The sequence below is a fragment of the Oceanobacillus sp. FSL H7-0719 genome, from assembly GCF_045040795.1.
Lineage (GTDB): Bacteria > Bacillota > Bacilli > Bacillales > Amphibacillaceae > Oceanobacillus.
Genome location: NZ_CP150301.1, coordinates 1,616,907 through 1,631,824, shown reverse-complemented (window position 1 = coordinate 1,631,824; position 14,918 = coordinate 1,616,907). Strand labels below are relative to the sequence as shown.

Here is a 14,918-nt window from a genome sequence, read left to right as displayed (position 1 = left end):
GGGAGATTGTATCTGTTAGGGGTATTTCATTTTAAAACGGAACACTTTTGATGCCTGTATGCCCATTTATCTTCTGCTATCAACACAAAAGATTGAGAAAATCAGATATAATTAAACTAATAACTATCTTAAATAATGAAACAAGGATGAGTAGCAATGAATATCATACTGGACCGTTCAATAAAAAAACCGCTATATAAACAAATTGTGGGACAAATTGAAAAGGATATCGCATCTGGAGAATTATCTCCTGAGTCACCTTTATTGTCGGAAAGAATATTAGCGAGAAAGTTGAATATTAATCGCAGTACAGTTGTAACTGCTTATGATGAATTGGAAGCAATGGGATTAGTGGTAAGGAAAAAGGGAAGCGGCACATTCATAAATACTGATATTTGGGGAATTGCACACAAACGTATACCAAATTGGGGGAGATATGTAGAGGACGGCTCCTTTCATCCGAATCTGCCATTAGTACAAAGATTACGCAGTGAAACACAGGAAAATAAGATTATTAATTTGTCTAGTGGTGAATTGGCACCAGAGCTTCTGCCTGGAGAACAATTTACTTCAATTTTGAAAGAGCATTCATTCAATGAACGTTTAGGCTATGACCATCCACTTGGCAATGAAACCTTACGTTATACAATAAGCAAGCATGTGCAATTTTATAAAAAAATGAGTGTACAGCCGGATTCAATTTTAATCACATCTGGGGCACAGCAGGCAATCCATTTCATTATCCAATGTTTATTAAAACCGGGAGATGCCGTCGCAATTGAAAATCCTTCTTATGCCTACTCTTTGCCTATATTCCAGTCCGCTGGAATCAGAACTTTTTTATTGCCAGTTGATGAACATGGTGTAAATCCGGATGATATTATCTCTTTGCAAAACAAACATCGGATTAAAATGCTGTTTTTAAATCCCGATTATCAAAACCCAACAGGTGTAAAAATGTCATTTGAGCGTCGCAAACGTATCTTGGAAATATCGTCAGTCTATGGCATTCCGATTATTGAGGACGATCCCTATAGCTTAACCTCATATAATGGTCAGATTGGTCCAACATTAAAATCATTGGATAGCAGTGGAAATGTTCTATACATCAGTTCGCTTTCTAAAATTGTCGCCTCAGGACTTCGGATAGGCTGGATAATCGGGCCGGAAAATGTTATTCATCGTCTGTCCGATGCCAAACAGCAGGTTGACTTTGGACATAGTGTCTTTCCGCAGTGGGTTGCCAGCCAATTTTTAGATTCTGCAAAGTTTGCTCAGCATATAATAAATTTAAGAGGGGAATTGAAAGCTAGAAGAGATATAATGTTGGAGGCGCTTGATGACTTATCAAATCATACATTCAATTACTATGTACCAGAGGGAGGCATTCATCTGTGGTGCAAAATTAATCAGGAGGTTAATGAATTCCAGCTGCTGGAGAGAGCATTGCAAAATGGAATTTCCTTTGTTCCGGGGAAAATAATGGGTTCGGAGAAAGGCTATGTTAGATTTACTTACGGAAGAGGAGAAAAGCAATCAATTCATGAAGGAATATCCCGGTTTGTTCAAGCCCTCCAAAGTTTTAATGAGTAGCAGTTCATTCATTTATCTGATAGATTACTATTTATTAAAGAACAAGTGGATGGGCAATTAATTGTTTGATTGGATGGTCACTTTTCTGTAATATCGTTTACTATAAATAATAGGGTGACGTATTAAAAATTGAAGAGGTGTTTATTTTGAACTTGAATGTATCAATAGCATTAGTAATTATAGTTATTATTATTGGTCTTATTTTAACTTTATTAATTGTAGGGAAAAGCGATAAAGATTATGACAAAAATTCAGGAAGGAATGTAAAACATCTTAGTCTGATTTATGTTATAACAATATTATTATCCCTGATAGCATTTGCGATATTTATCGTTGACTATATTTAATAAAATAACTGACATCAAGCGACCGCATGAAACAAGTCTTAAGTATTGTTCTCATGTGGTCGTTTTTACTCTACCACAGGCTTTCTAACTGTGCTATTTTATAAATAAGTGGACAAATCTCGTGTCCGCAGGGGGGATGGGGGCTTGAAAGTCATATTGATAGATGATGAGCAGCTTGCATTGGATGTACTTGAGATTCAATTACTGGAGTTGGGAGGAATTGAGGTTGCCGGCAAATATACCAATCCAATACAAGCTTTGCATGATATAAAGAAGTTGAAAGTGGATGTTGTATTTTTGGATATGGAGATGCCGCAGATACATGGTTTAAACTTTGCAGAGAATCTGCTGACAGCAGTAGACAACCTGGAAATTGTCTTTATTACAGGACACCCGCAATTTGCTTTGGAAGCGTTTGAAGTAAATGCGATTGATTATTTACTGAAACCAGTTATTTATACCAGGCTAGAGAAGACAATAAACCGACTCAAAGAAAGAATACAATTATATAAAGAACCTGATCATCATCATGAATACTTAACAGCACACTCAATGGGGAACTTTCAGCTTTATTTCGGGCAGAATCAGGAAGTTAAATGGCGTACGAAGAAGGTAAAAGAATTTTTTATATATTTATGGGTTCATCAGAAAAAAAGAGGAACGAAGGAACGTCTCATGGAGGAGCTATGGTCAGAATTACCTTTAGCTAAGGCTTCCAGATTAATGCATACAACTGTTTACCAGTTGCGAAAAACACTGAAAGATATTGGTATAAAAGATCCAATACTCTCTGTAAATAATCAGTATATCTTAAATGTAAAGGTGAAAAGTGATTTGCTGTCTTTAGAGAAATCAATCAATCAGACAGAAAATAAATACATTGATTTGGAAGAAATCATTCATTTATATAGTGGAGACTTTTTAGAAGAAGAGGGTTATAGCTGGGCAATTGATAAACAACTTGCAATTAAAAAGCTATTCTTAAAATATTTAGAGGATTTCATAGCGGGGGCAAAGGATAATCTCGATAAATCTTACCTCATTGAACTTAGTCTTGATAAAATGCTGCAGCTGGAACCATATAACGAACAGTATCTTTATTTAATATTAGAGCATTTTCAAAAAACAAAAAACAGCGCAAAAATGATGGAGCATTTCCAATCAGCCCGGTTAAAATGGCGAGAAGAACTAGGGTTGGAATTAGGAAAGGAAATTACAAGTTTATATAGTGCCCATTTACAGGAAAAGTGATTAATTTAATAGTGCGGAGCAAATTTTTTGTACTTTGTTCTGTTAAGAGGAGAAGTTATGAGAAGAAAAAGTGTAATCATTTTATCTGTTCTTGTTGTGCTGCTCTCTATTATTAGTTTTTTGGGAGGGGCTAATAAACAATGGAAAAATGAATTTGTTGCAGAACAAGGAGTACTTTTATTAGCAGACTCTACAAACTTTGCAAAACAGGGAACAATTCAATTAGACGGAGAATGGGAATTTTACGAGGATAAGCTTCTCGACCCAGCAGCAATTGAAAGTAATAAAAATAATAAGGAATATATCGATGTACCAGGTTCCTGGGATGAGAGATTCTCTCCCTCAAAGAGTAAAATAGAAGCTGGAACATATCGTATGGTTGTTCAGCTTCCTGAAGATGGAAAATATGGAGTCAGGGTAAACACAATTCGCCATACGAGTAAAGTTTTTATAAATGGCGTGGAGGCTGCTGAACATGGGAAAACTTCAGCAGAACACACAGACTATCAGTATCGCCAAGGGAAATATGAAGCTTATGGCCAAAGTGTTAATCGTGAGGCAGAAATCATTATACAGGTTGCCAATTATCGGCATCCAAATGGCGGGATAATTAAACCGATTAGTTTTGGTGATGAAGCACAAATAAAGTTATTGGCGGATCGCAGTAAAGTCATGGATGGTTTTGTATTTAGCGGCTTTGTTTTATTAGCAATTATTTTCTTTTCCAATTTTATTCAAAACAAATCCAAACATGAACTTTATTTTGCATTATTTAGTTTAGCGCAAGCAATTTATATATCTACAGGAAATGAGAAACTTATTTACTTGGTATTCCCTTATTTATCAAATGATAATTTATTAAGCATACAGCTTGTCTTTATAAATTTATCGGCCCTGTTTTTCTTGCTTTTTATTTCTTCGATGTTTCGTAAATACGCTAAGTTTCGAATAGTAAAATTGCTTGTAATTTTACTGAGTTTACAGGTGTTTTACTACGTGATTCCAATAAGAATTTATAATATCATTCCATTTTTCCCTATTGGATTAAGTCAAATTTATTTAATTATAATGATTGCGCTTCCTTATTTATATTTTATCCTTATTCTTTTAAGAGCCTTTAAAGATAGGGTGGCAGGTACGGAGTATTTATTGCTTGCGGCAACATCCCTCATTTGCTATGGTGTATCGCTTGGGCTTGATCTATTATTCGCAATTGATGTAGATCAGCTTACATTACTTCTATTTTTCTTAATGGGTATTGGATTTTCCTTTTTCATAGCTTACCAGCGCCGGCTGGTCATTGAGAAGTTGGATGGACTCTCAATGGAACTCTTAGTTCAAGAGCAGCTGAAGGATGAGTCGTTATTAAAAACATCAAAGGAACTTATACAGCCAATCAAAGACATCCTTCAATCATCAACTGTACTGATGGAGGGAGAAAAGGGACCATTGAAATTGGAGCAGCAGGAACTCATTTATGCAGTTAAAAACAGCGGTAATCAATTAGCACAACTTGTGGAAAAATTCAACAATGCGGTGGCGGATAAGGAGCGGTTGACCCTAAAAGTTGAGCCTGTACATTTAAAAATAATAAATGAAATGGTTGATGAACTGTCCTTCTTATTAAAGTATTCTGATGAAGTTGTAATAGAAAACCAAATCTCCATGAATTTGCCGTGTGTGATGGCAAATGAAAATAGCTTAAAACAAATTATGCTGCATTTATTGGAAAATGCAATAGAAAATACGGAGAGTGGAAAAATAATTGTGACAGCGAGAGAAATGGGTGAAATGATTCGTGTTTCTGTTGATGACTCAGGTAAAGGCATTGAAGAAAAGTATATACCATATATATTCGACACGTTTTACCAGGTTCCAGAAGCGGGGAGCAAGGAAGCAGGAGGTATTGGACTTGGTTTGTCTATAACTAAGAAATTCGTCACTTTAATGGGTGGCGAAATTTGGGCTGAATCGATTCCAGATGTAGGAGCACGCTTTATATTTACGCTTCCAATCGCAGAGAATGCCGAAGGGACAGTTGATTCACTAAGTCGTGAAATAGAAGAAAAAAGTAAGGGATTGAGAGAAGAATCCATGCCTGAGAAGATTGCTGCTGAGGTTGTAAATCCTAAGGTGATTCTGCTTGCCGATGCAGATTATGATCATTTGTCACATATGACATCTATTTTGTCGCAATCCGGCTATACAGTTATTACTGTAAATAAGGGGGCAGATGTTACTGCTGTTTTGCAGAAAGAGCATATTGATTTAGCAGTAATTGATATAAAAATGTCTGATGTTTCAGGCCTTGAATTAAGTAAAATAATCCGTGAGGAACATAATCAAGTTGAATTACCGATTCTTTTATTATCGTCTTTAATTTTAAAAGCTGATAAAAATAGCTCACTCCAGGCTGGTGTCAATGATTTTATTAGGAAGCCAGTAGCGGAAAGTGAATTTTTATCTAGAATCCAGTCTTTACTAGCTGTGCAGGATGCGGTCCAACAGTCGATTAACCATGAATTGAAAGCATATCATGCTCAGATTACACCTCACTTTTTGTTTAATACATTAAATACAATAATTGGGTTGAGCTATCAGGATGAAAAAAAGACGAGAGAGGCATTATCATATTTAGCAATCTATTTCCGGGCAAAACTAGATTTTCAAAAACAACAAAGCCTTGTGCCTTTATATGATGAAATTGAACTGGTTCAGGCTTACCTTGCTATAGAGAAACTTCGCTTTGGGGATCAACTTATGGTTCACTATGATATTGATGAGGCAGTTCAAACACTTATACCAGCAATGACAATTCAACCATTAGTAGAAAATGCAATCCAGCATGGACTTTCTAGAAAGATAGACGGAGCAACCTTCAGGCTTTCAATTAGAGAGGAAGAGGGCTTTGTCATCATAAAGATAGAAGATAATGGTATTGGTATATCAAAAGAGAAACAGGAGCAGCTGTTGCATAAAGAGAGTCAGCGTTTCGGCTTCAAAAACCCATTTGAAAAACTTAAGTTGATTAAAAACTCCTCCTTTGAATTACATAGTGAAGAAGGAAAAGGAACGAGAATTTGTATTAGATTAGAAGTGATAAGGTGATGAGACTGGGATGTCACTAATACCAACATCAATCCGCACATTATAAAATAAAAAGCATTTCGTGTTAACTTTTTACAAAATGCTGATAACTTTAATTCGGAGTAACTCTGTTTTCTTCGGACAGATGCGTTCTCATAGACAGTTTCAGCACTTATCTTGCTGTTGCTGTCTTATAGAGAAGTTCTTATAGACATTTTCAGCACTTGTCTCGCTGTTACTGTCTTATAGATGCGTTCTCATAGACAGTTTCCCCGCTTATCCTGATTTCTTCGGGCGGAGAGAATACTTATCGAAGACAGTGTTTCAAAATCCAGTTTTATATTGTCTAATTGCTACCTCATTAATAACGGTTTTTCAAATTTCCGGTATCTTTGGGGGGAGTTATTCTGAACAAAACTAATCAGCACTCTACTTAAAATCAGAATGAAAGTAAGGTCTCGTTCGGATTTTAATCTATTCTATTTCTTTTGACCCAGCCCCTTCCAACTTTTCTAACCGTTAATTGATACGGCTTGTCCCTGTTTGCTTATTTAAGAGAAATGCTCAGCAGCAGAAATCCTTATGATTTATTCCCAGACTTTTTAACTAAAATTGGATTTTACCATTCAATTAATATTCTTTTTCCTTTATACTAGAAAGTAAATTGAAATTAGGAGATTGATAGTTAATGGAGAAAGTACAGCTTTGGATAGCGACAATCACTGGTATTCTCCTGTTAAGCATGGCTTTACCTTGGAGCACGCAAGCTGAAGAAGCGATAACAGTGAGTCAACATGCAGAAAGAACAACTAGTATTACACTCTTCGATTTAGAGCAAAGTATGAAGCGCTTTACATATGATTCAGGACTTAATTTTGAATACCCTGATGCGGTTAGAGGAATCTATGTAACTGGAAATTCTGCTGGTGGAAGCCGTTTTGATGAACTATTAAATTTAACCGAGAATACTTCATTGAATTCGATGGTAATTGATATTAAAGAAGATCATGGAAATTTAACTTTTAAACCAGACGAGGATTCTCCATTTGCGGATATTGCGATGAATTATATCTCAGATCCCGAAGCAATGATGAAGACCTTAGAGGAAAAACAAATATATCCGATTGCGAGAATTGTCGTATTTAAAGACTCTGTACTTGCTGAAAAGCGACCTGACCTATCCTTCACTGAAAATGGCAAGGTATGGAAAAATAATAAAGATGAAGCCTTTGTAAATCCATTTGAAAAAGAAGTATGGGAATATAATGTCGATATTGCTAAATTAGCTGTCGAAATGGGGTTCCAGGAAATTCAATTTGACTATGTTCGTTTCCCAGAAGGTTTCGAAAACAAAGATGAGAGTCTGGATTATTCAATGGGAGATTATAAAGATCTTGATATGAATAACATTAAGAAGCGTGTGGAAGCAGTAACAGATTTTGTGGGATATGCTCGTGAAGAACTTTCTAAGTATGAAGTGGATGTGTCTGTAGATATATTTGGATATGCAGCAACGCTTGAAGAAACACCAGGTATAGGACAAAACTTCTCGAGAATCTCTGAAAATGTTGATGTTATTTCATCAATGATATATCCTAGTCACTGGACAAGTTACTTTGGTATTGAAAAACCAGATACAGAGCCCTATCGTTTAGTGACAGAGTATGCAAAAGTTGAAAATCAAGTACTTGGAGCTTTAGAAAATCCTCCTGTATCAAGGCCTTGGTTACAAGACTTTGAAGCACCATGGCTATACAGCGGACCAGCGAAACAATACGGAAAAGCGGAAGTAGAGGCACAAATAAAAGCACTTTATGAAAATGGAATAGATGAATTCCTGCTTTGGAATGCAGGGAATGTATATACAGAAAACGTTGATTATTTAATAGGAAAAGAGTAAACAATAGTGGGGAAGACAGCTTCCTCACTTTTTTGTCAAAGACAGTAACATATTTAAAAATTATTAAACAAGGGGTTATACAATGGAATGGTATGAAAAATTAAAGAAGTATTTTCCAGTAGAAGAAATGAAATCAAAAAAGCATATGGAACTGCTTTTAAATGAGAAAGGAAATCTTTACTATAAGGACGAAGACAAGCATCATGTGATGATCTATGCAGAGTCGGAAAACTTTATCTTTATTGATTATTTGTGGGTTTCCAGTGAATCAAGAGGACAAGGGATAGGACATAAGCTAATTGAGAAAATGAAGAAAAAACAAAAGGCGATTATTCTTGAGGTTGAGCCAATCGATTACAATGATACGGATACCGAAAAGAGACTGCGCTTTTATTCGAGAGAAAACTTTCGTCATGCACAATCTATCGGTTTTAATAATGTTTCCTTCCTAACCAATGAGGAGGCACCACTTGAAATTCTTTATTGGTCTCCAGAGGATGACTTAAAGTCTGAAGCATTTATTTATGAACAGATGCAGATGATTTATGAAAACATTCACTGTTACCGGACGAAAGAACTTTATAACAAAGAACTGCCTTCCGTTGAAGAAGCTCTGCTTTATGATGATAAACGCGATTTCGACAATCTTTTAGTAAGCTTGCAGAAATAGATGACGGCTTTATCTGGAAAAAGAGCCCCAATATTTTCATTTATAATGTTTAATTGAAAATAGATGGGGAACAATACAGAATATAGCATACTTGATGCAAGCAATTGCTAAAATATACGATAAATTCACGAAAAACCTACTTATTTCTTGACAATTGTAGTATACTATTTAGAGAGGTTATTTAAACTTATTTTAATGTAAGAATGAAGTGAGTTTAACTAGAGCTTGCATTAGATAGAAATAAATCATGAGGAGTGAAGTTCATGGTAACACTTTATACCTCACCAAGTTGTACATCCTGCAGGAAAGCCAAAGCTTGGCTGGAAGAGCATGAAATTCCATTTAGAGAGCGTAATATATTCCTGGAACCGTTATCAATCGATGAAATTAAAGAGATATTACGTATGACTGAGGATGGAACTGATGAGATTATCTCAACAAGATCGAAAGTTTTTCAGAAATTGGATGTGAATATCGAACAGCTGCCGATGCAGGATTTATTTGATCTTATCCAGAAAAATCCTGGACTGCTAAGAAGACCGATTATACTCGATGAAAAGCGTCTGCAGGTTGGATATAATGAAGACGAAATTCGCCGATTTCTTCCACGAACCGTGCGAACGTTTCAATTGCGGGAAGCACAAAAAATGGTCAATTAACAGCTTAAAACGGATAAATATAATAAAGCACAGGACAGCATACGTCTTGTGCTTTCGTTTATTTTTACTGTATATTCATACCAGCAGCTGTCATAAAAAAAATTATTCGTCCTAATTGAAATGAAGTCATATAAAATAACTTATTAATTATAGGCATATTCGTTTCCAAAACACCATAATTTATCATACAATGGCTATAAGAAATGAAAAAGTGTTTCAAAATTATCTTTTATGGTATTACTATAGATAAGTACTTTATTTTGTGTATATATGTTAAAATGGTTTTTTAGTTCTTGACTGGAGTTAAATGATATCTTTCTAAATGAAGGGAGAGACAGAAATGGAAATAGAAAGAATTAATGAGAATACGATTAAATTTTATATTTCGTATATTGATATTGAAGATCTTGGATATGAAAGAGAAGAGATTTGGTACAATAGAGAGCGCAGTGAGCAGTTATTCTGGCATATGATGGATGAAGTCAATCATAAGGAAGATTTCAACCCAGATGGTCCATTATGGATTCAAGTACAAGCAATGGAAAAGGGCCTTGAAATCATTGTTACAAAGGCGAAGATATCAAAACAGAGTGACGACGATTATGAATTAGATGATTCTGAGGAAGATGAAATCGAATTATCTGGTGAGGAAGACCTTGACGGAATCCTTGAAGACACCTTTGGTAAAAGTATTCCAGAAGTAACTGAGGAAGAGGGTTTCCATGAAGATAAAATGTGGACGATTGTCAGATTTGACGATTTTGAACACGTCATTCAACTCAGTCATTTTATGAAGAGCGATTATGAAATTCAGGAAGAGACTCTATACCATTATAATGATAAATACTATCTCTATATTCAATTTGGTTTGGAAATCCTGGATGATGACCAGATACAAGATAATTTAATTAGTAAAATTCTTGAGTTCGCAAAAAATTCTACTATATCATTACATGTTCTTGAAGAATACGGTAAAAAGATAATAGAAGAAAACACTTTTTCTACTTTAAGCAGCCACTTTTCAATAGAAAGATAGACATCTACTTAATGGATGTCTATCTTTTTTTTGATCAATCCCCTTCTTGAAAGCAGGATTTTCGACGAAGCTGTCGAATTATAGCAGACATGGAGGTGTTTTTTTATGCTGCAAGCAAAATTAGCTGATGGGGGATTAATTACTCCCGCAACCATCTCAAAAAAAGACAGGCAGAATTTGAAACAGAAAAGTCCCGTATTTTATTGTCCAGTCTGTAATGAAAGAGTAATTTTACGAGCTGGTCAGAAAGTTATTGCTCATTTTGCCCATCAAACAGAGTCAAGTTGTCCATCAACGGGTGGAGGAGAGGGAGCATATCATGAGCAAGGGAAACTGAGGCTTTATCAATGGTTAAGAAGTCAAAGTATTCCTGTAGAGCTTGAAGTATATATTAAAGAAATCCAGCAGCGGCCAGATTTTTTAATTATACTCCATGACAAAAAAATAGCAGTTGAATATCAATGTTCGAAAATCCCTGCGAGCCAGATTATTAAGCGGACAAAAGGCTATAATAAAGCTGGAATTCATGTTATTTGGGTGCTTGGTGAGAAGCTTCTAAAAAGAAAAACAGCGAATATGATTAAAGTAGACACCTTCTCCCAAACTTTTATTCATCAATTCTCCTCAGTATATCCACCGACTCTCTTTTACTTCTGTCCGCAAACATTGAAATTTATTAAAATCCAAGATCTTTATATGACAGGAAATAATCGGGCGATAGGGAAGTTTGAAATCTATCCTTTAAAAGAAATGATTTTTTCCGATTTATTTTCCAAAGCATTATTTTCAAAAGAAGAATTACTTAAAATCTGGATGCAAGAAAAGCGCCGTTTTCGGGTACAGCCCAGGACAAGACAATTTGGAGCCGAACTGCAATGGCAACAATGGCTTTATTTGAATAAATTGCATTATGAAAGGCTGCCAGCAATCATTCATTTGCCTGTCAGGGGAGCCTTTAGAATAAACACGGCAAATTGGAATTGGCAAAGCAGGTTAATATTTAACTTCATTGCACCATTAGAGACAGAAGCTGAGTTTACGCTTTACCAGTGTATATTTTTTCTTAGAAAGAATATGATAAGTGAAGATAACTTTCCGTTAATCGATTCAGAAATTCATCCAATTCAAGAGTATCTCCATATTTTAACAGAGCTTGATTATCTCGAACAAACAACGAACCATACCTTCAAGAAAACAAAAGCTATCCATGTCCATCCACATATAGAAGCAGCAATTGAAGAAGATGAAAAGCTGATTAAACAGCTTTTTACAAAAAATCAGACAAAATACGAGCATGATAGGTCATTATTTCGGTATACTAAGTAATAACAAACATTCTTTAAGAAAGTCAGAAATGAAGCTTAAAAAATGTATGGAGATAATATGATTATTTTAGAGGGGTTCTTATACACATCTAGAATAATAATAGTAAGTAAGTGTATTGAAGGAGGATTTTATATGTCAAAAGCTACAAAAGAACTGCAAAAGAGAAGCGAGGTGCCTGTTGAGTCCACTTGGAAGCTGGAAGATATTTTTACAACTGATGAAGCATGGCAGGAAGAGCTTAAGAAGCTGCAAAATGATATCCCTGAAATTGAGAAATACCAAGGCAAGTTATCAGAATCAGCAGACACTTTATATAACCTTTTGAAGTTACAAGATGAACTTTCTGGACGATTAGGCAGATTGTATACATATGCCCATATGCGCTATGATGAGGATACTACTAATGCATTCTACCAAGGATTAAATGCACAGGCAGAGATGGTATTGACAACTGCTTCCAGTGCGATGAGCTATATTGTCCCTGAGATTTTGGCGATGGAAGAGGGCAAAGTAGAATCATACCTAAGTGAAAAAGAAGAACTTCAAGTTTATAAAAAAGTTTTAGAAGATATCACAAACAAACGGCCACATGTGTTGAGCGAAAAAGAAGAGATTCTGCTTGCAGAAGCATCGGAAGCTTTATCTACAGGCTCACAGACATTTAGTATGTTAAATAACGCAGATCTTACTTTCCCGGCAATTAAAAATGAAGAGGGGAAAGAAGTCGATGTGACACATGGCCGCTATTCCATCTTCATGGAATCAAAAGATCGCCGTGTTCGTGAGGATGCTTTTAAAGCAATGTATGAAACTTACGGTAAGTTCCAAAATACGTTTGCTTCAACTCTATCTGGTAATATTAAATCAGATAACTTCATTGCTAAAGTGCGTAATTACGATTCTGCGCGCCAGGCAGCGCTCGATAATAACCATATCCCTGAAGAAGTTTATGATAATCTTGTCTCAGCAGTTAATGAAAGATTGCCATTGCTTCATCGCTATATTGAATTACGCAAGAAGGTACTTGGTGTAGATGAACTGCATATGTATGATCTTTATACACCATTAGTGACAGATGTGGATATGAAAGTATCGTATGAAAAAGCCAAAGATTATGTATTGAAAGGCTTGGAACCCCTCGGAAATGAATATAAAGAAATACTGGAGGAAGCTTTTACAAACCGCTGGATTGATGTTGAAGAAAATAAAGGAAAGCGAAGTGGTGCATACTCCTCGGGGAGCTATGGAACAAATCCATATATTCTAATGAACTGGCAAGATAATATTAATAATACATTTACACTTGCACATGAATTAGGCCACTCTGTTCATAGTTATTACACTCGTAAATCACAGCCGTTTCGCTATGGGAATTATTCAATTTTCGTGGCAGAGGTTGCTTCAACTACGAATGAAGCCCTATTAAATGATTATTTACTGGAAAATCTTGAAGATGAGAGAGAGAAGCTATATATTCTGAATCATTTTCTTGAAGGCTTCCGTGGAACTGTTTTCCGCCAAACAATGTTTGCAGAGTTTGAACATGAAATTCACGTACGGGCACAAAATGGAGAGGCTTTGACAGCAGAAAGGTTAACGGAAATCTACTATGATTTAAATAAGAAATATTATGGTCCATCTGTTGTAAGTGATGAAGAAATTGGATTAGAGTGGGCGCGTATTCCGCACTTCTACTATAATTATTATGTTTATCAATATGCAACTGGCTATTCAGCTGCAACTTCATTAGCGAAACAGATTCTCGATGAAGGAGAACCAGCAGTAGAACGCTATATTAATTATCTAAAAGCAGGCAGCAGTGATTATCCAATTGAAGTGCTGAAGAAAGCTGGCGTAGATATGAATTCAAAGCAGCCAATTCTCGATGCACTGGATGTATTTGAAGAGAAGTTAAATGAAATGGAAAAATTATTACTTGGTTAAATGATGAAAGGGAGCAGATTTTTCTGCTCCCTTAACGCATGCGCCTATAGACTTTTTTACGATGAGAAAAAGAGTAGAGCATTAAATAGATTGAAATAAATAACAACGGTAACGTGATGAACAAAGGGATTAATTGCAAGAGTCCAATAAAGTTTATAAATATAGCGAGCAGCATAGTAATAAGAAAGAAAATAGGATAAACTTTCTCCATACACATCTCTCCTTATAATTAACTTTATGTTCAAGAGGCTGTAAATATGATGCAATAAAATGCAGGTTTTATGATTTGATCTTATAAGTTTTTTGAACAGTAGCAACGAAGGGGAACACGATAATATGAACATTATGTGAAAAAACGCACATATGGGTTGAAAGACTGTATATTAGCTGATAATATAGAATCATAAGTTGAAACAAACAAAAACCCCTTTTGTTTGATCATGAAACTTTCTCCCATCCCCCTTTGTATTCATACAAAGACGGACTTAGAGAATATACGCTGCCCCGTATATTCTCTTTTTTATATATTTATCTTCCGTACCCAAAAAATTATTCATAATAAGTTCCACAGCATAATTGCCTGCTAGGGACGAAAAACAAATGGTTTGGACAAAAAATGTCCAGATAGTGAACGTTTTGTGAATTAGAGCACAAAAGCATTGCCAAATATATTAACAGTTGATATGATAAGAATGTAAGTTGAAACAAACAAAAACCCCTTTTGTTTGATCATGAAACTTTCTCCCATCCCCCTTTGTAATTCATACAAAGACGGACATTAAGATATACACTGCCCTGTATATCTTTTTTTTTGTCTAAAAACAGAACATTGCACGATATGAAATGAATAAATACAAATTATGGAATTACATAAAAATGAAAAGGCTAAACGTGAATTTTTTGTGAATTATTGCACGAAGTATTGATATAGTAAAAAATAGCTGTTACAATAAATATATAAGTTGAAACAAACAAAACCCCTTTTGTTTGATCATGAAACTTTCTCCCATCCCCCTTTGTATTCATACAAAGACGGAATCAAGGATATACGCTGCCCCGTATATCCTTATTTTTTTGTCTTTTTTACTCTATAATATTTTAAATT

General features: G+C 35.3%; 9 protein-coding genes. All 9 read left to right on the top strand.

The window, feature by feature from the left end; genetic code table 11:
* The first annotated feature begins 156 nt into the window (after window positions 1–156).
* Entirely contained in the window at window positions 157–1,593 is a 1,437-nt protein-coding gene (locus tag NST93_RS08770; protein ID WP_405103212.1) for a PLP-dependent aminotransferase family protein, read from the top strand.
* 491 nt (window positions 1,594–2,084) lie between these two features.
* Complete coding sequence (locus NST93_RS08765; RefSeq protein WP_405103210.1) at window positions 2,085–3,191, top strand: response regulator; 1,107 nt, start codon at window positions 2,085–2,087, stop codon at window positions 3,189–3,191.
* 57 nt (window positions 3,192–3,248) lie between these two features.
* Window positions 3,249–6,299, top strand: coding sequence for an ATP-binding protein (locus tag NST93_RS08760; RefSeq protein WP_405103208.1), 3,051 nt, complete (start codon window positions 3,249–3,251; stop codon window positions 6,297–6,299).
* Between the two features lie 667 nt (window positions 6,300–6,966).
* Window positions 6,967–8,178, top strand: coding sequence for a putative glycoside hydrolase (locus tag NST93_RS08755; protein ID WP_405103206.1), 1,212 nt, complete (start codon window positions 6,967–6,969; stop codon window positions 8,176–8,178).
* 82 nt (window positions 8,179–8,260) lie between these two features.
* Window positions 8,261–8,848 carry a GNAT family N-acetyltransferase gene (locus tag NST93_RS08750; RefSeq protein WP_405103204.1) on the top strand — a complete coding sequence of 196 codons (588 nt, stop codon included), beginning with the start codon at window positions 8,261–8,263 and terminating at the stop codon, window positions 8,846–8,848.
* Window positions 8,849–9,111: 263 nt separating this feature from the next.
* Complete coding sequence (gene spxA / locus NST93_RS08745; RefSeq protein WP_405103202.1) at window positions 9,112–9,507, top strand: transcriptional regulator SpxA; 396 nt, start codon at window positions 9,112–9,114, stop codon at window positions 9,505–9,507.
* A 340-nt stretch (window positions 9,508–9,847) separates the two neighbouring features.
* A complete protein-coding gene (gene mecA, locus NST93_RS08740) occupies window positions 9,848–10,543 on the top strand; it encodes an adaptor protein MecA (protein ID WP_405103200.1) in 696 nt (231 codons plus the stop codon).
* A gap of 105 nt (window positions 10,544–10,648) precedes the next feature.
* Window positions 10,649–11,869 (top strand): competence protein CoiA, encoded by a 1,221-nt coding sequence (locus tag NST93_RS08735; protein ID WP_405103198.1) that lies wholly within the window; start codon window positions 10,649–10,651, stop codon window positions 11,867–11,869.
* A 132-nt stretch (window positions 11,870–12,001) separates the two neighbouring features.
* A complete protein-coding gene (pepF, locus tag NST93_RS08730) occupies window positions 12,002–13,813 on the top strand; it encodes an oligoendopeptidase F (protein ID WP_405103196.1) in 1,812 nt (603 codons plus the stop codon).
* Window positions 13,814–14,918: the final 1,105 nt, after the last annotated feature.